Origin of the sequence: Cellulosimicrobium sp. 4261, assembly GCF_040546915.1 — a bacterium.
GTDB lineage: Bacteria > Actinomycetota > Actinomycetes > Actinomycetales > Cellulomonadaceae > Cellulosimicrobium > Cellulosimicrobium cinnabarinum.
Window position 1 is genome coordinate 77,135 of record NZ_JBEPOQ010000015.1, and the last position, 17,019, is coordinate 94,153.

Sequence of the window (17,019 nt, forward strand, 5' to 3'; positions counted from 1 at the left end):
CCGAAGGAGCCGTCGTGTCCCGTCCGCCGCTGCCCTCCCGTCTCGTCGAGATGCTCCGCCGCCCGAACGCCGCCGTCATGGCGACGGTGCGCTCCGACGGCGCGCCCGTCACCGCCGCGACCTGGTACGTGTGGGAGGACGACGGCCGCGTGCTCGTCAACCTCGACGAGTCCCGCGTGCGGCTCAAGCACCTGCGGAACGACCCTCGCGTCTCGCTCACCGTGCTCGACGAGAACTGGTACACGCACGTGACGCTCATCGGGCGCGTCGTCGAGCTGCGCGCCGACGAGGGCCTGGCCGACATCGACCGCATCTCGCGCCACTACACCGGCCACGAGTACGCGAACCGGACCGACCCGCGCGTCAGCGCCTGGGTCGAGGTCGAGCGCTGGTACGGCTGGGGCGAGGCGAAGGCCGGCGACGACGCGTAGCGCCGCCCGCCGCCCGGCACCGGTCGTCACCCGCCGTGGCGGAACGCGTCCCACGCGCCGAGCAGGTACTGGATCCCGAGCGCGCGGTCGTACAGGCCGTAGCCGGGTCGCGGCTTGGCGGTCGTGTTCTCGTCCCACAGGTGCCGCCCGTGGTCGGGGCGGACATAGCCCCGGTAGTCGGCCTCCGCATACGCGCGCATGATGCCCGTCGTGTCGACGCTGCCCTCGCACGCCCGGTGCGCGACCTCGGTGAAGTCCCCGTCTCCCAGGTGCTTGATGTTCCGCACGTGGGTGAAGTGGATGCGGTCCATGAACGTGCGCACCGCGTCGACGGCGTCCTGCTCGGGGTTCGCGGAGAAGCTGCCGAGGCACAGCGTCAGACCGTGATAGGGGCTGTCGTGGAGGGCCAGGACACGTGCCAGGTCGTCCTTGGTCGAGACGACGCGCGGCCAGCCGAAGACGTCGAACGGCGGGTCGTCCGGGTGCACGCCCAGCCGTACCCCGGCCTCCTCGCACGCGGGGATCACGGCGTCCAGGAAGTACCGGTAGTGCGCGTACATGTCGTCGTGGGTCACCCCCTCGTAGGCGGCGTCGAGCTCTGCGAGGCTCGCGAGCCGCTCGGGCTCCCACCCGGGCAGCGTGAGGCCGTGCGTGCTCGTCTCCATCTCGGCGACGAGACGCTGCGGCGTCCAGGAGTCGACGACGGCGCGCTCGAAGAAGAGCGCCGTCGAGCCGTCGGGCAGCGGGTGCCAGAGGTCGGTGCGCAACCAGTCCAGGACGGGCATGAAGTTGTAGCAGACGACCTTCACGCCCGCCCGGCCCAGCCGGCGGATCGTCGTCACGTAGTTGTCGATCGCCTCGTCGCGGCTCAGGCCGAGGACCGTCCTCCCGAGCTTGATCGACTCGTGCACGTTCACCGACTCGACGACGTCGGCGTCGAAGGTCCGGGTGATCCCTCGCGCTCGAGCCGCGGCGGACAGACCGGTGATCCTCGCGACCTCCGCGTCGATCTCCGCCTGCCCCCACGCCTCGCCCGCCTGCTTGCCGTGGAGGCTCCAGACGATCGTCTCGACCCCGGGGATCTGCCGGACGTGGTCCAGCGTCACCGTGTCGTTGCCCTCGCCGTACCACCGGAAACCCATCTTCACCGGGCACCCACCTCGTCTCTCGTCCTGATCGCGCCGACGACCGCGTCGGCGACCTCGTCCAGCCGGACGTCCTCCACGCCCGGGAGCAGCCCCGTGAGGCGGACGAGCGCGCGGGCGGCCGCCGCCTGGTCGGGCGCCCCCTGCACGGCCGTGCGCAGCTCGTCGCCGCGCGGGTCGTCCAGGGGACGCCCGGCCCGTACCTCCGTCACGACGAACGTGGCCCAGGCGGCGAGGGCACCGACGACGCCCGGCGCGTGCACGCCGTGAGGCCGGCTCGCGAGGAGGTCGCCGAGCGTCGTCCCCCACCGCACCGGGATCTTCGACGTGCCGTCCATGGCGACCTGCCGGGTCGCGTGGCCCGTCGCGGGGTTCGCGAACCGACCCAGCAGGGCCTCGGCGTAGGCAGGCAGATCGACGCCTTCCGGCGCCTCGAGCGTCTCCAGAGCATCGGCCTGCAGCGCGCGGGCCCCGGCCGCCAGCACCGGGTCGGCGACAGCGTCGGCGATGGTGGCGTGGCCTGCCAGCGACCCGGCGTAGGCGAGGTACGAGTGCGCCCCGTTGAGCAGACGCAGCTTGGCGCGCTCGTACGGCGCGACGTCGCTCGTGAGCGTCGCGCCGCCGAGCTCCCACGCCGGGCGTGGCCCGGCGAAGCGGTCCTCGACGACCCACTGGAGGAACGGCTCCGCGACGACGACGCCCTCGTCGCGCGCGCCGAGGAGCTCCGCGACCTCCCCACGGTGCGCCGACGTGGTGGCGGGCACGATCCGGTCCACCATGGTGCACGGGAACGTCACCGCCGACGCGAGCCAGCAACGCAGCGCGTCGCCCGTGCGGCCGGGGAGCGCGGCGTCGACCGCCTGGCGCACGAGGCGGGCGAGCACGCGGCCGTTGTCGGCGAGGTTGTCGCAGCTCACCACGGTGAGCGGCGCGCCGCCGGCCCGGCGGCGCGCGGCCAGCCCGCGGACCAGCAGCCCGACGGCGGTCGTGGCCGGCCCGGGTTCCTGGTCCGCGCCCTCACCCGTCTCCTCCGCGGCGAGCAGGCCGAGGTCGTCGCGTACCGCTTCCGTGTCCAGGTCCCCGTCGGCGCGGCGCGCGTACCCCTTCTCGGTGACGGTGAGCGTCACGATGTGCGTCGTGCGCGCAGCGATCGTCGCGAGGATGCGTGGCGTCTCCTCGGCCGGCCACGCCACGTCCGTCACGGAACCTATGACCCGCGCGGTCGCCTCCCGGGTGCTGACCGTCAGCACGGTGTAGACGCCACCCTGCGGACGGAGCTGGTCCCGCACGGCCGCGGAGCGCTGGGTCACACCGAGGATCCCCCAACGGTCCTCCCCCGTGGCCAGCGCGGCGTCTTCCGTGACGACCGCCTGGTGCGCCCGGTGGAACGCGCCGATCCCGAGATGGACGATGCCGACCTCCGCCGGGTCGACCGGCGCGGGCCGGAGCGACGGCGGTCCGCCCCGGTGGAGCCGCGTCGTCACGCCGCCTCCCGGGGTCCGACGCGCGCGAGGTCGGCCGGACGGACGGCGCGCCCGGTCGCGGCCGCCTCCCGGATCGCGCACAGGAGCCGGACGGTCTCCACGGCGTCGGCGGGCCCCACCGGTGGCGGCTCCGCGCCGTCGAGCGCCGCGAGCACCCGTTCCCACTGTGCACGGTGACCGGCGTGCCCGATCGCCAGCGGGTCCGCGGCCCCGCCCGCCGCACTGCCGGACGCGGGAGCGGGGACGCCCGGGACGTCCCACCGGACCACCTCGTCCTGCGCGAGCTCGACGGAGCCGCGCGACCCGTGGAGCGTCAGGGTCGCGACGAAGCCGGGCGGGGTCGTCGTCGTCGTCGTGACGACCCCGAGACCGCCGGACGCCAGGCGCAGGGTCGCGACCGTGGTGTCCTCGGCGCCCGTCGGGCGCGCGAGGGTCGCGGCCTGGGCGGTCACGGACTCGACCGGTCCGCAGAACCACCGCAGGAGGTCGACGTTGTGGACGCCCTGGTTGACGAGCGAGCCGCCGCCCTCTCGCTCGTCCGACCGCCACGACGCGGCCGCGTAGTAGTCGTCGTCGCGGAACCACGGGACGTGCGTCGCGACGAGCCGCAGGTCGCCCAGCGCGCCCTGGTCGAGCGCGCGCCGCAGCACCTGGTGCTGCGGCTCGAAACGGCGCTGCGCGATCATCGAGACGAGGCGTCCCCGCTCGCGCGCGACCCGCTCCACGCGCAGCGCGTCCTCGACGGTGAGCGCGAGCGGCTTCTCCACGACCACGTGCTTGCCGGCCTCGAGCGCGGCGAGCGCGAGCCGCGCGTGGCTCCCGCTCGGGGTGCAGACCGCGACGACGTCGACGTCCGGGCGGCGGACCACGTCGTCCGCCGTCGTACGCACCGGCCGGACGCCGCTCGCCGCGACGTCGGGCAGGTCGCGCCCGCTGTACGCGACGAGGCGCGCCCGCGGGTGCAGGTCGCGCAGCGCCCGCGCGTGCAGCGCGCCGATGCTGCCTGACCCGACGATGCCGACCCCGACGGCTCCCGCGGCACTCGGGCCCCCGACCACGACCCCGCTCATTCGACCACGTGGCTGGCGCCCAGCAGGTCGCGCAGCCGCTCGGCAGCACCGGTGAACCGCGGGTCGACGAGGGTCGCCCCGTAGTCGCGCTCGGCGGGCAGCCCCGGCTCGAGCGTCTCGACGATCCGGCCCGGGCGGCGGCTCATGACGACGATCCGGCTGCCCAGGAACACGGCCTCCGGCACGGAGTGGGTGACGAGCACGATCGTCGTCCCCGTCTCCCGCCAGATGCGGTTCATCTCGATGTTCATCTGCTCGCGCGTGAGAGCGTCGAGCGCGCCGAAGGGCTCGTCCATGAGCAGCACCCGCGGCTCGTGCAGGAGCGCCCGGCACAGGGCGACGCGCTGCTGCATGCCACCGGAGAGCTCGTGCGGCAGCGCCTTCTCGAAGCCGGTGAGCCCGGTGAGCTCGATGAGCGCGTCGGCGCGCTCCTGGGCGCGACGCCGGTCCATCCCGCGCATCTCGGCCTGGAGCAGGATGTTCTTGCGCACCCCGCGCCACTCGAGCAGCGCCGAGCGCTGGAACGCGAAGCCGATGTCGCGCTGGGGACGCGTGACGACCTGACCGTTGAGGCGCACCTCGCCCTCGGTGTACGCCGTGAGACCCGCGACGATCTTGAGAAGCGTCGACTTGCCGCAGCCGGACGGCCCGACGATCGTCACGAGCTCGCCGGCCCGGACGGTCAGCGACACGTCGTCGAGAGCCACCGTCTCGGACCGCTTCGACGCGAACCGCATGGTGAGGTCGCGGACCTCGATGACCGGTTCCGTTCGGGTGTCGATGCTCGGAGCCACCCGCTCCGGGGCCGCCGTCACAGGTCCGCCCCGAAGGAGCCGTCCCAGAAGTCGGCGGGGGTGGTGCCACCGTCGAAGTCGGTGTTCTCGGAGAGGAACGTCAGCGTGCTCGTCCACTGCTCCTCGCCGTTGACGCCCGGAGCGGGGGCCTCGTCGAGCCCGAGCAGCTCGATCGTCGCGGCGAGCTGGGCCGCCAGGACCGCGTCGTCCGGCGCCTGCTCGGCGCCGTCCGCCATCGCCGCGACCGCGCCCTCGGGGTCCTCGGCGGCCGCGAGGAAGGAACGGGAGGTCGCGCGCACCATCGCCGCGACGAGGTCCGGGTCGTCGGCGATGAGCCGCTCGTTGGCGACCAGACCGGTGCCGAGAAGGTTCATCCCGAAGTCGGCGAAGGGCAGCGCGTCGACCTCCTCCCCGGTCTGGTTCTCGATGGTCGGCGCCTGGTCGTGGTGGAACCCCTGGATGGCGTCCACCTTGCCCTCGATGAGGGCGGCGATCTTGCCCGCCGCGTCGACGTTGACCACCGTCACGTCCGCAGGGTCCACGCCGTTGAGCTCGAGCCACGCCGGGAACGTGCCGTACATCGCGTCGCCGGGCGTGCCCCCGACGGTCTTGCCGACGAGGTCGGCGGGTTCGGCGATGCCCTGGTCGGCGAAGAACTCGACGGAGCTCGGTCCGGTCTGCAGGAAGACGCCCACGCTGCGCACGGGCATCCCGGAGCTGATCGCGTTGGCCAGCGGGGGTGTGTCCGCCCACCCGAAGTCCGTGTTGCGCTGCGCCACCTGCTGGACCGTGTTCCCCGACCCGTTCCCCGGCTGGATGGTGAGGTCGATGCCCTCCTCCTCGAAGATCCCCTGGTCGACGCCGTAGTAGAACGGCGCGTGCTCGCCGTACGGGACCCAGTTGAGGGTGACGGTGACCTCGGTGAGGTCCGCGCTCCCTTCGCCGCCGGGCGGTGCCGGGTCGGGCTGCCCGCAGGCCGCCGTCCCTGCCACCACGGCGCCGGCCACCGCCAGCGTCACTGCGAACTGTCCACCGCGCATGGGAAGAGCCCTTCTGCTCGTGCCGCCTCGTCGTCGAGGGGCGGGGTGTGCTGGACCGGGACCCGGCGGCCGCCGGTGTCCCGGGACGTCATGACGCCGCGAGGACGAGGTTCCCGCGCCGCGACGCGTGCCACGGGATGAGGAGCCGCTCGAGCAGCTCGACCAGGAGGAAGAGCACGACGCCGATGAGCGACATGAGGATGAGGTCGGCGAACAGCAGAGGCGCGTCGAGGTTGCCGCTCGCCAGGAGGAGCACGTACCCGAGGCCGCGGTCGGCGCCGACGAACTCACCCACGACAGCGCCGACGACCGCGAGGGTGACCGCGACCTTGAGCCCGGACATGAGCTGGGGAAGGGACCCGGGGAAGCGGATCTTGCGGAACGTCTTCCAGCGCGACGCACCCATGGTCGCGGACATCTCCAGCAGCTCGGGGTCGATCGACCGCAGACCGGCGACGGCCGAGACGACGACCGGGAAGAACGCGATGAGCACCGCGAGGACGATCTTGGGCGTCGCGCCGAACCCGAACCACACCACGAGGATCGGGGCGATCGCGATCTTGGGGATCACCTGGGCGAAGAGGATCAGGGGGTAGAGCGACTTCTCCGCGGTCGGGGAGTACACGAGGAGCACCGCGGTCGCGACGCCGATCGCCGCCGCGAGGACGAACCCGACGACCGTCTCCATCGTGGTGACCCACGTGTGCTCGAGCAGCATCGGCCAGTCCGCGACCATCGTGTCCCGAACGGCGCCCGGCGACGGGACGAGGTAGGCAGGGACGAGCTCGCGCCATGCGACGAACCACCACACCGCGAACAGGGCGAGGAGCACGAGCGCCGGCCGCCACGCCGCAGACGCGACGGCGACCGTGCGCGCACCCAGCGACGTCGCGGCCCGGGCACCCGAGCGCACCCGTCGGGGCGTCGCAGGAGGTCCCGGCGCGGGGCGGGCGGGTCGCACGTCCTGGGCTGTCGTCATCCTGCGGTCCTCCATGGTCGTGGTGCGGGGGTGGGTGCGGCGCGGGACGTCCGGGGGCGGTGCACTCGTCATCGGTAGGGCACCCCTTCGGCCTCGAGGATCGTGGTGAAGGCCTCCCACGCCTCGGTGAACAGCTCGGGTCCGGAGAAGCCGCCGAGGGCATGGGCGTCGCTGAGGTGCGGCTCGAGCGAGAAGAACCCGTCGAACCCGTCGTCCCGCAGGGCACGGACCGTCTCCACGACCTGGCCGTCGCCGCGGCCGGCGGGCACGACGGCCCCCGTCGCCGCGAGCGCGTCCTTGACCTGCACGTACTCGAGGTACGGGCGCAGCAGCGCGTACCCGTCGGTGTAGGGCGCGACGCCCACCTGGACGAAGTTCGCCGAGTCCCAGGCGAGCGCGAGATGCTCCGACCCCACCGACTCGACGACGTCGAGGCACCGCTCCGGCGTGTCGCCGTAGACGTGCTTCTCGTTCTCGTGGACCAGCACGACGCCCGCTGTGCGCGCGACCTCGGCGAGCGCCCGCATCCGCCGCAGGACGTCGTCGCGCACGGTCGCCGGGTCCGTCCCCGGCCGCACGAAGAACGAGAACACCCGCACGTACGGCGCCCCGAGCTCCTGCGCGAGCCGCGCGGCGTGCCGCATCCGGTCGAGGTGCGGGTCGAAGTCGTCGTCGACCGAGATCTTGCCCACGGGCGAGCCGATGCTCGAGACCCTCAGGTCGTGGCGGTGCAGCAGGCGCGCGACCTCAGCGCGCTGGTCGGCGTCGAGGTCGAGCATGTTCGTCCCCCACGCGCTGCGGAGCTCGACGAAGCGCAGCCCCAGCTCGGCGGCGACGACGCACTGCGTCTCGACGTCGGGCGAGATCTCGTCCGCGAAGCCCGAGAGCGTCCACATCGCACGTCCTCCTTCTGGTCGTCTCCCGGCGACGGCGCGGCGACCGCCGTCCGGCTCCCGACGACGCGGGGAGGCGCCGGACGGGGCGGTGCACGGAGGTGAGGCGGGTCGTCGACGAGACGGTGTCGAGGTCCGGCGCACGGAGCTCGTTCTCGGTGCGCCTGGCATGGACAGTAGGGGCGGGCTTCTCGGCGGACAACGAGTTGCCACTTGTTGCCCCCCGACGCCGTCGGAGCGAGTCGGGCACGACCACCGCCGGGTTCCGCGGGTGCGTGCGGGAACGTGCGCTCGCCTGCGCGCGCCCGGTACCGGTTGCCACCGGTTGCCACCGGTCGACGAGGGCCGCCGTCAGGCAGCGGGGTCGGGCGGCCCGGCGAGGTCGAGCGCGACGAGACGGAACCCCGCCGACCGGACTGCCCGGAGCACCTCGCCGCGCAGCGGCTCGCTCGCGACCGCGAGCAGCTCCACGGAGGGCGCCTCGACGCGAGCGAGGTCACCGTGGTGGTGGACCCGCAGGGCGTCGAGGCCGAGCCGCCGCAGCTCGCTCTCGGCCGTCTCCACCTGCACCGCCTTCTCGACCGCAGCCGGCCCGTCGACCGTGGCCGTGCGGTCGACCGGGTCCGGTCCAGGGCCGGTCACGACCGGCGAGGTGGCGGTGCGCCTCACCGTGGGCACCGGTGCGACGGGGGCGCCGGCGCGGCCGCGGGTGCGGGTGCGGGTGCTGCAGAGTCCGAGCCTGGCGGCCTGGCACCCGGTCCGCGCCGAACCGTCGGCAGGGTCGAGGACGGGGTCGGTCGCGGCTTCACGGAGCCATTGGACGGCGCACCCCGGTGACCGTCAAGGAGTTGCCGTCGGTTGCCTCCGGCACCGTCCCCGCGCGACACGACGACGACAACCGGTTGTTGTCCGACGCTGTCAGCAACGTTACAGTCCGACCGCATGACCCCCGCCGGCAATGGTGCCAGCCCGACGATCTACGACGTCGCCCAGGCGGCCGGCGTCGCGCCCTCGACCGTGTCGCGGGCCTTCTCGCGGCCCGGCCGCGTCAACGCCCAGACCGCGGAACGCATCCGGCAAATCGCCAGCGAGCTCGGCTACCGGACCGACCCGCTCGCCCGCGGGCTCCCGACCGGCCGGACCTCCCTGCTCGGGATCGTCGTCGCGGACGTCACCAACCCGTTCTTCTTCGAGATCCTCCGTGGCGCCGAGAAGACCGCCCAGGACGCCGGGTACACGCTGCTCATGGTGGACGCGCACGAGTCCGACGAGGCCGAGCGCCGGGCCCTGGACCGCACCCTCCCCCTCGTGGAAGGCATGATCCTCGCGACGTCCCGGCTCTCGGACTCCTCGATCCGCGTCGCCGCGAAGCAGCGCCCGACGGTCGTCATGAACCGGCACGTCACCGACGTCCCGAGCGTGCTCACGGACAACGCCCAGGGCATGCGCAGCGCCGTCGAGCACCTCGCCGGTCTCGGGCACACGAGCCTCGCCTACGCCGCCGGGCCGGAGGCGTCGTGGGCCGACGGGATGCGCTGGCGGGCGTTCCGCGAGGCGACGCGCGAGGTCGACGTGCAGGCCCGTCGGGTCGGCCCCTACGCACCCACGCTCGCCGGCGGGCTCTCCGCGGCGAAGGCGCTCGTCGCGCACGCCGCGACGGCGGTCGTCGCCTACAACGACCTCATCGCGATCGGAGCCATGCGCGGCATGCGTCGGCTCGGCGTCGACGTGCCCCGGGACATGAGCGTCGTCGGGTTCGACAACATCTTCGGGTCGGACTTCTGCACGCCCCCGCTCACCACGGTCGCCGCTCCGCTGCGCCACTTCGGGTCGTTCGCCGTCCAGCGTCTCCTGGCCCAGCTGCGCTCGTCGCCCCCGGCTGCTGTCGGACCGACCCTCCTGCCGGCCAAGCTCGTGGAGCGAGGCTCGACCGGTCGTCCGGGCTGAACCGCCGAGGGCGCACCACGTCGACCGGCAAGGGCAACAAGTGGCAACTCGTTGCCCCGGCCGCGCACGCCCCCGGATAGTGACCGCACGGCGCGCACCGATGCGCGCCCCGCGCACCGTCCCGGACACGCACGGCCCTCGATGGAGAGGCAGGCAGATGGACCACCCCTCGAACCTGGTACGACCTCCGCACGGCGCAGCACGGCGCAGACGACGGCGCGCCGTCGTCGCGACGATCGCCGCGCTCGCCCTCCCGTCGGGCGTGCTGACCGCCCAGGCAGCGGCACCGACCGCCGTCCCCGCCGCGACCCAGGCCGACATCCGCCCCCAGGAGCCAGGCGTCACCCTGCGCGTCTTCGACGTGCAGGTCATCCTCGACGACTACTGCACGCTCAAGCCCGGGCAGACGCCCAACGTCGACAAGATCATGCCGACGATCGACTGGACCACGGCCGCCGACTTCGGCCTCACGGACAAGTTCGTCACCGAGGTGACGGGATATCTGAACGTCCCCGCGGCCGGCACGTACGACTTCCGCATCACGAACGACGACGGAGCGCGGCTGCTCCTGGACGACCAGCTCGTCGTCGACCACCCGGGTCGCCACGGCGCGACGTCCAAGGAGGGGTCGATCGAGCTCGAGCCGGGCTACCGCGCACTGCGCATCGACCACTTCGACGGCGAGTTCGACCAGCGGCTCAAGCTCGAGTGGCGCCCCCCGGGCGCCTCGGGCTACGTCGTGGTCCCGACCTCCGTGCTGAGCACCGACGCCGACGTCACGCGTGTCACCTCGCCCGGCCGCAAGGAGTGCGAAGGCGTCACCGAGGCCCCGGGCGACGGTCTGCCGCTCACCGAGGTGCACCCCGACTACACCCTGACGGACCTGCGCCCCGAGGGCTTCCAGCCCCAGGTGACCGGCATGGACTGGCTACCCGACGGCCGTCTGGCCATCTCCACGTGGGGAGGCGACCGGCTCACGCAGCGCGGCGAGGTCTACCTGGTCGACCACGTCCAGGGGGACACCGGCGCGGACGACGTGACCTACACCAAGGTCGCCGAGGGCCTCACCGAGCCGATGGGTCTGAAGTACGTCGACGGCACGATCTACGTGTCCGAGAAGGACGGGCTGACCGCGCTCGTCGACACCGACGGCGACGAGGTCGCCGACGAGCACGACACGATCGCGACCTGGCCGTTCGGCGGCAACTACCACGAGTTCGCGTTCGGCCTGCTCTACGAGGACGGGTACTTCTACGTCACCACCGGCATCGCCATGGTGCCCGGCGGTAACTCGCTCGACCCGCAGCTCGCCGAGAACCGCGGCTCGGTCATGAAGATCAGCAGGGAGACCGGGGAGGTCGAGTACGTCGCGGGCGGCCTGCGCACGCCGAACGGCCTCGGCTGGGGCGCCGACGGTGGCATGTACGTCACCGACAACCAGGGTGTCCGCATCCCGACGTCGAAGCTGGTCCGCGTCGAGGAGGGCGCGTTCTACAACCACTTCACGAACCCCGACGGCCCGTACGACGACCAGCCCGTCACCGAGCCCGTCCTGTGGATGCCGCACAGCGAGATCTCGAACTCGCCGAGCAACCCGGTCGTGCTCACCGAGGGCGTGTTCGCCGGTCAGCTGGCGATCGGCGACGTGACCTACGGCGGTCTCCAGCGTGCGTACCTCGAGGACGTCGCCGGCCAGGAGCAGGGCGCCGTCTTCCGCATGACGCAGGGCCTGGAGTCCGGTGTGAGCCGGACGAGCGTCGGCCCCGACGGCGCGATCTACGTCGGCGGGATCGGCTGGTCGGGCAACTGGGGCCAGGCGGGCAAGCTCTCGTACGGGCTGCAGAAGCTCACGTACGACGACAACCACGCGTTCGACATGCTCGCGATGCGCGCGGTCGAGGGCGGGTTCGAGATCGAGTACACGCAGCCGCTGTCCGAGGAGACCGCGCAGGACCTCGCGTCGAGGTACACGGCGTCGCAGTGGCGCTACGTCGCGACACCGCAGTACGGCGGACCCAAGGTCGACGAGGAGGACCTCGACGTCACGGCCGCGGCCGTCTCCGCGGACCGGAAGACCGTGACGCTGCAGGTCGACGGGCTGAAGCCGGGGCGGGTCGTGAACGTCCACTCCCCGCGACCCTTCGCGTCCGAGAGCGGACAGGAGCTGTGGAGCACCGAGGCCTGGTACACGCTCACGCGCCTGCCGGACGGCTCCGTCGCGCCGCCCGTCTACGAGGCCGAGGCCGCCGACATCTCCGGCGGTGCCGGCTGGAACAGCAACCACGCCGGCTACTCGGGCAGCGGTTTCGTCGACCGCAACTGGGAGCCGGGCGCACAGACCACCTTTGCGGTCCGCACCGAGGAGGCCGGGCCCCACGACCTCGCGATCCGGTACGCCAACGGACAGAACAGCGACCCGCGACCGACCCCGCGGAACCTGAGCCTGTACGTCAACGGCGAGAAGCTCAAGCAGGTCTGGTTCGACAGCACCGTGAGCTGGTCGGCCTGGGCGACGCAGGTCGAGACGGTGCCGCTGCGCGAGGGTGCGAACACCATCACGATCCGGCACGACGACGACGACATCGGTCACGTCAACCTCGACAGCCTCACGGTCACCCCGAGCGAACGCATCACGCTCTTCGACGGCGACGACCTGGACGCGTGGGCCGCGGTCAACGGGGGCGGGCCCGCGACGTGGCCGATCGCGGACGGCTCGTTCGAGTCCTTCGGCGGCGACATCCGCACGAAGGAGAGGTTCGACGACTTCCGCATGCACATCGAGTGGTACCAGCCCGAGCACGGGCCCGAGGTCACGGGCCAGGCACGCGGCAACAGCGGCGTCTACATCCAGGAGCGCTACGAGGTCCAGGTGCTCGAGTCGTTCGGGATCGACCCGCCGAAGAACAACGACGCGGGGGCCATCTACCTGAAGAAGGCCCCCGACGTGAACGCGGCGACCCCGATGGGCACCTGGCAGACCTACGACCTCGAGTTCCGTGCCGCGCGCTTCGGCCCGGACGGCACCAAGACCGAGGACGCCCGCATCACGCTCGTGTGGAACGGGCAGCTCGTGCACGACGACGTCGCCGTCGACGGCAAGACCGGCAACGGCAAGGACGAGGGTCCGACGTCGGGGTACGTCAAGCTCCAGGACCACGGCGACCCTGGCCTCAACCCGCGGTTCCGGAACGTCTGGATCGAGCGCCTCCCGAGCACGGAGGCTCCCGGCCCGGAGGAGGTCGCGGTCACCGCGACCGCCGAGGTCCGTTGCCTCGCCGGCGCGCCCTACGTGGCGGTCCGGGCGCTCAACGACGACGAGGTCCCGCTGGACGTGGTCCTCGACACGCCGTACGGGTCGAAGACGTTCGCCGGCGTCGCTCCCGGCGGCAACGCCTATCAGGCGTTCGCCGTCCGAGGACGCGAGGCACCGGCGGCAGGGTCCGTGACCGTCACCGCTCGCCCGTCCGACACCTCCGACGAGCGGGAGACCGTCGCGACACCGGAGCACGGTCAGCCGACCTGCGGCTGAGGCTCCACCGTCGGGCTCGGTGCCGCCCGCTCGTCCGCGGGCGGCACCGAGCCCGACGCGTCGTCGGGACGTGCTGCGCACCCGCCCCGAGACCACCACGCACCAGGGCGCGCGCTCCCGTCCGCACCGGAGGGACCACCGCCCCCCGCGCACCACCGGAGGACACCCGTGACGAGCACGACGCACCACCAGACCAGGACCACCACGGCACCGTGGACCCTGCACCCCGACCGCGCGCTGCCCGCGGACCCGGCTCTGCGGCCCCTCGCCCGCGAGGTGTACGACGCCACGCGCGGGCTGCCGATCGTCTCGATGCACGGGCACGTCGACGCCGCGCTCCTCGCGGACGACGCGCCCTTCGGCGATCCCGCAGCACTCCTCGTCACCCCGGACCACTACCTGGTCCGGATGCTCGTCGCGCAGAGCACGTCGCCGCACGGCTCGCCGGGCGTACGCGGTGTGCAGGACCTCGGTGCGGCACCCCTCGCGTCGGCGCCCGCTGGCACGGCGCCCGCGGCGACGGATCCCCGGACGATCTGGCGTCGGTTCTGCGCCGGGTGGCGGCTCTACCGCGGGACCCCGACGCGGTACTGGCTCGAGCACGCGCTGGTCGAGGTCTTCGAGGCCCCGGTCCGCCCGTCCGCCGCCACGGCGGACGAGCTGTTCGACCATCTCGTCGACCGGCTCTCGCGACCGGAGTTCCGCCCCCGCGCGCTGTTCGAGCGCTTCGGCATCGAGACGCTCGCGACCACCGACGCCGCCCAGTCCCCGCTCGTCGACCACGCGCGCCTCGCGGCCGACGGCTGGGGTGAGCGTGTCGTGCCGACGTTCCGGCCCGACCCGGTCCTGCGCGTGGACCGGGCGGACTGGGCCGCCCAGGTCGCCGAGCTCGGTGCCGCGGCGGGCACCGACGTCGTCGACTACCGGTCGTTCCTCGACGCCCTCCGCGAGCGCCGCGCCGCGTTCGTCGCCGCGGGCGCCCGCGCGACCGACCACGGTCACCCCACGGCCGACACGACCCCCATGGACGACGTCGACGCCGCGCACGTGCTCGACCGTGCGCTGCGCGGCGTCGCGACGGCTGCGGAGGCGCGGGCCTTCGCCGCGCACATGCTCTTCCAGATGGCGGCGATGTCCGCCGAGGACGGGCTCGTGATGCAGCTCCACCCCGGGGTGCTGCGCGACCACTGCACCGGCGTCGTGCAGGCGTACGGACCCGACCGGGGGTACGACGTGCCCGAGCGCACCGAGTACGTGCGCGGGCTGCGTCCGGTCCTCGAGGCGTTCGGCCACCATCCGGGGTTCCGCATGATCGCGTTCACGGTCGACGAGACCGCGTTCTCGCGCGAGCTGGCCCCGCTCGCGGGCGTGTACCCCGCCCTCCGCCTCGGAGCTCCGTGGTGGTTCCTCGACACGCCCGACGGCATGCGCCGGTTCCGGGAGGCCGTCACGGACTCCGCCGGCTTCTACAACACGAGCGGGTTCGTCGACGACACCCGGGCGTTCTGCTCCGTCCCGGCCCGCCACGACCTGGCGCGCCGGGTCGACGCCGGGTTCCTCGCGCGCCTCGTCGCCGAGCACCGGCTGGAGATGGACGAGGCGGTCGAGACCGCCGTCGACCTGGCGTACCACCTGCCGCGCGCCTCCTACCCCTCACCCCGCCGACCGCCACGGCAGCAGAAAGGTGTCGATCTCGGCGCCCGGGCTTCGTCGTCCTCCCGTACGGCCGCACGGGCCGTGCGAGACGAGGAGGCACGATGACGACGTTCCTGGAGACGATCCTCGCGGCGGACCGCGAGCACCCGCCGGACCGTGCGCGGTACCGTGACGGACGCAGCGTCGGGGACGGGACGGCCGTCGCGGACGTGGCGTTCTCCGGGCCGACGGCGCTCCGCCGGCCCGCGGCGACGAGGGCGGAGGACCTCTGATGCGCTACCTCATGCTCGTGCTCGGCACCCCGGACGACCCGGGGCTGCGGCCCGAGGAGGCCGAGGCCGCGGCCCCGATCGAGGAGTGGGTCGGGCGGCACTACGGCAGCGGCGCTGCGGTGGTCGGCGACCGGCTGCGCCCGCCCGAGGACGCCGTGGGCGTGCGGGTCCGGGGCGGCAAGGTGCTCGTCACGGACGGGCCGTTCTCCGAGACGAAGGAGTCGATCGCGGGCTTCGACGTCCTGGAGGCCCCCGACCTGGACACCGCGATCGCCATCGCGTCCGAGCACCCCATGGCGTACGGCGGCGCGATCGAGCTGCACCCTGCATGGCCGCTGGACCTCGACGGGTCCTGAGCTGACGCCCGCGACGGACCCCGTCGAGGACGCGTTCCGCACCGAGTGGGCACGCGTCCTCGGCGCCGTCGCGCGCAGCACGGGCGACCTCGACCTGGCCGAGGAGTCCGCGCAGGAGGCGTTCGCCGCGGCGCTGCGGACGTGGGGCCGCGACGGCGTGCCCGAGCGTCCCGGCGCGTGGCTGACGACGACCGCGCGCCGCCACGCGATCGACGTGCTGCGCCGTCGTCGGGTCGAGGCCGAGCGGGTCGCCGCGGCGGGCCGCCTGGGCGAGCGCGTCGACCCGCGTCACCGGGGCGGGGGTCGGGCAGCGGATCCCGTGCTCGACCAGGTCGCGCGCGGCCTCGACGACGACGCCTGGGACGCCGACGACCCGGACGGCGACCTCGTGCGCCTGCTCTTCACGTGCTGCCACCCGGCGCTGCCCGCCGAGGCGCGGGTCGCGCTCACCCTGCGGTCGCTGACCGGCATGACGACCGCCCAGGTCGCGCGCGCCTTCCTCGTCCCCGAGGCGACGATGGCGCAGCGCCTGGTCCGGGCCAAGCGCCGCATCCGCGCGACCGGCATGACCTTCCGGGTGCCGCCGACCGCGCTGCGGGCCGAGCGCGTCGAGGGCGTCCTCGCGGTGCTGTACGTGCTGTTCACCGAGGGGTACGACGCGTGGGCGGAGCCCGCCGACGCCGTCGCGGGCTCGGCCGAGCGGCGCGCGCTCGCCGACGCCGCCGTCCGGCTCGCCCGCCTCACCGCGCGCCTGCTCGACGACGAGCCCGAGACGCGCGGCCTGCTCGCCCTGCTGCTGCTCCAGCACGCGCGCCGCGACGAGCGCGTGGGGCCCGACGGCGTCACGCGGACCCTGGCCGAGCAGGACCGCGCCCGCTGGCGGCACGACGAGATCGCCGAGGGCCTGGCCGAGCTCGATGCGGCGCTCGCCGTCGGGCGGCCCGGGCCGTACCAGGTGCAGGCCGCCGTCGCGGCGCTCCACGACCAGGCCACCGACGCGGCCGCGACCGACTGGCCGCAGATCCTCGGCCTCTACGACGTCCTGCTCGACCTCACCGGCTCGCCCGTCGTCGCGCTCAACCGCGCGGTCGCGGTCGCGGAGGTGCGCGGCGCCGAGGCGGGGCTGGCTGCGCTGGACGCCGTCGCGGACGAGCCGGCGCTCGCGGAGTACCACCTGCTGCCCGCCGTCCGCGCCGAGCTGCTCGTCCGGGCCGGGCGACCCGCTGACGCCGCCGTCGACCTGCGCCGCGCGCTCGCGCTCGTCGACCGCGAGGGCGAGCGCCGCCTCCTGGAGCGCCGCCTGACGGACCTCCCCCTCGCGAGCTCGACCTAGGGCGTGTCTCCTAATGAGGGCCATGGAGCGACAGAGCAAGTGACCTCGCGATCGCTCTGATTGCCGGACCTCAGTGATCAGGTCGAGGGT

Annotated in this window: 15 protein-coding genes; 7 read left to right on the plus strand and 8 right to left on the minus strand. The window is 73.6% G+C overall.

The genetic code is table 11. The features are described 5' to 3' along the window. The first annotated feature begins 14 nt into the window (after window positions 1–14). Window positions 15–431: a TIGR03618 family F420-dependent PPOX class oxidoreductase gene (locus ABIE39_RS16100; protein ID WP_061266625.1), complete on the plus strand. Its 417-nt coding sequence runs from the start codon at window positions 15–17 to the stop codon at window positions 429–431. Window positions 432–457: 26 nt separating this feature from the next. Here the strand turns inward: ABIE39_RS16100 and ABIE39_RS16105 are convergent, their stop codons facing one another. The 8 genes from ABIE39_RS16105 to ABIE39_RS16140 form a co-directional block, all read right to left on the minus strand. Further along, the gene (locus tag ABIE39_RS16105) at window positions 458–1,573 is read right to left on the minus strand and encodes a mannonate dehydratase (protein WP_354052575.1); all 1,116 of its coding nucleotides are present in this window, start codon (window positions 1,571–1,573) and stop codon (window positions 458–460) included. 2 nt (window positions 1,574–1,575) lie between these two features. Continuing rightward, window positions 1,576–3,060 (minus strand): mannitol dehydrogenase family protein, encoded by a 1,485-nt coding sequence (locus ABIE39_RS16110; RefSeq protein WP_354052561.1) that lies wholly within the window; start codon window positions 3,058–3,060, stop codon window positions 1,576–1,578. Further along, window positions 3,057–4,130: a Gfo/Idh/MocA family protein gene (locus tag ABIE39_RS16115; protein ID WP_354052563.1), complete on the minus strand. Its 1,074-nt coding sequence runs from the start codon at window positions 4,128–4,130 to the stop codon at window positions 3,057–3,059. The genes ABIE39_RS16110 and ABIE39_RS16115 overlap by 4 nt, the downstream gene beginning before the upstream one ends. Beyond that, a complete protein-coding gene (locus tag ABIE39_RS16120) occupies window positions 4,127–4,924 on the minus strand; it encodes an ABC transporter ATP-binding protein (protein ID WP_255436958.1) in 798 nt (265 codons plus the stop codon). Before ABIE39_RS16120 ends, ABIE39_RS16115 begins: the two co-directional genes overlap by 4 nt. Before the next feature lie 17 nt (window positions 4,925–4,941). After that, window positions 4,942–5,964: an ABC transporter substrate-binding protein gene (locus ABIE39_RS16125; protein WP_354052565.1), complete on the minus strand. Its 1,023-nt coding sequence runs from the start codon at window positions 5,962–5,964 to the stop codon at window positions 4,942–4,944. Window positions 5,965–6,052: 88 nt separating this feature from the next. Further along, entirely contained in the window at window positions 6,053–6,943 is an 891-nt protein-coding gene (locus ABIE39_RS16130; RefSeq protein ID WP_175007645.1) for an ABC transporter permease subunit, read from the minus strand. Between the two features lie 68 nt (window positions 6,944–7,011). Continuing rightward, a complete protein-coding gene (locus ABIE39_RS16135) occupies window positions 7,012–7,839 on the minus strand; it encodes a TIM barrel protein (protein ID WP_175007644.1) in 828 nt (275 codons plus the stop codon). A 348-nt stretch (window positions 7,840–8,187) separates the two neighbouring features. After that, entirely contained in the window at window positions 8,188–8,478 is a 291-nt protein-coding gene (locus ABIE39_RS16140) for an adenine nucleotide alpha-hydrolase family protein (protein WP_209828375.1), read from the minus strand. Between the two features lie 300 nt (window positions 8,479–8,778). Between ABIE39_RS16140 and ABIE39_RS16145 the strand changes: the two genes are divergently transcribed. From ABIE39_RS16145 to ABIE39_RS16170, 6 genes are all read left to right on the plus strand, one after another. Continuing rightward, window positions 8,779–9,783: a LacI family DNA-binding transcriptional regulator gene (locus tag ABIE39_RS16145; protein WP_168945395.1), complete on the plus strand. Its 1,005-nt coding sequence runs from the start codon at window positions 8,779–8,781 to the stop codon at window positions 9,781–9,783. 157 nt (window positions 9,784–9,940) lie between these two features. Then, entirely contained in the window at window positions 9,941–13,312 is a 3,372-nt protein-coding gene (locus tag ABIE39_RS16150; protein ID WP_354052568.1) for a 3-keto-alpha-glucoside-1,2-lyase-like domain-containing protein, read from the plus strand. Window positions 13,313–13,480: 168 nt separating this feature from the next. Next, window positions 13,481–15,073: a glucuronate isomerase gene (gene uxaC, locus ABIE39_RS16155; RefSeq protein ID WP_175007642.1), complete on the plus strand. Its 1,593-nt coding sequence runs from the start codon at window positions 13,481–13,483 to the stop codon at window positions 15,071–15,073. After that, window positions 15,070–15,240 carry a hypothetical protein gene (locus tag ABIE39_RS16160; RefSeq protein WP_186810323.1) on the plus strand — a complete coding sequence of 57 codons (171 nt, stop codon included), beginning with the start codon at window positions 15,070–15,072 and terminating at the stop codon, window positions 15,238–15,240. The genes uxaC and ABIE39_RS16160 overlap by 4 nt, the downstream gene beginning before the upstream one ends. Beyond that, window positions 15,240–15,596: a YciI family protein gene (locus tag ABIE39_RS16165; protein ID WP_061266624.1), complete on the plus strand. Its 357-nt coding sequence runs from the start codon at window positions 15,240–15,242 to the stop codon at window positions 15,594–15,596. Before ABIE39_RS16160 ends, ABIE39_RS16165 begins: the two co-directional genes overlap by 1 nt. A 1-nt stretch (window position 15,597) precedes the next feature. Further along, complete coding sequence (locus tag ABIE39_RS16170; protein ID WP_354052577.1) at window positions 15,598–16,929, plus strand: RNA polymerase sigma factor; 1,332 nt, start codon at window positions 15,598–15,600, stop codon at window positions 16,927–16,929. Window positions 16,930–17,019 lie beyond the last annotated feature (90 nt).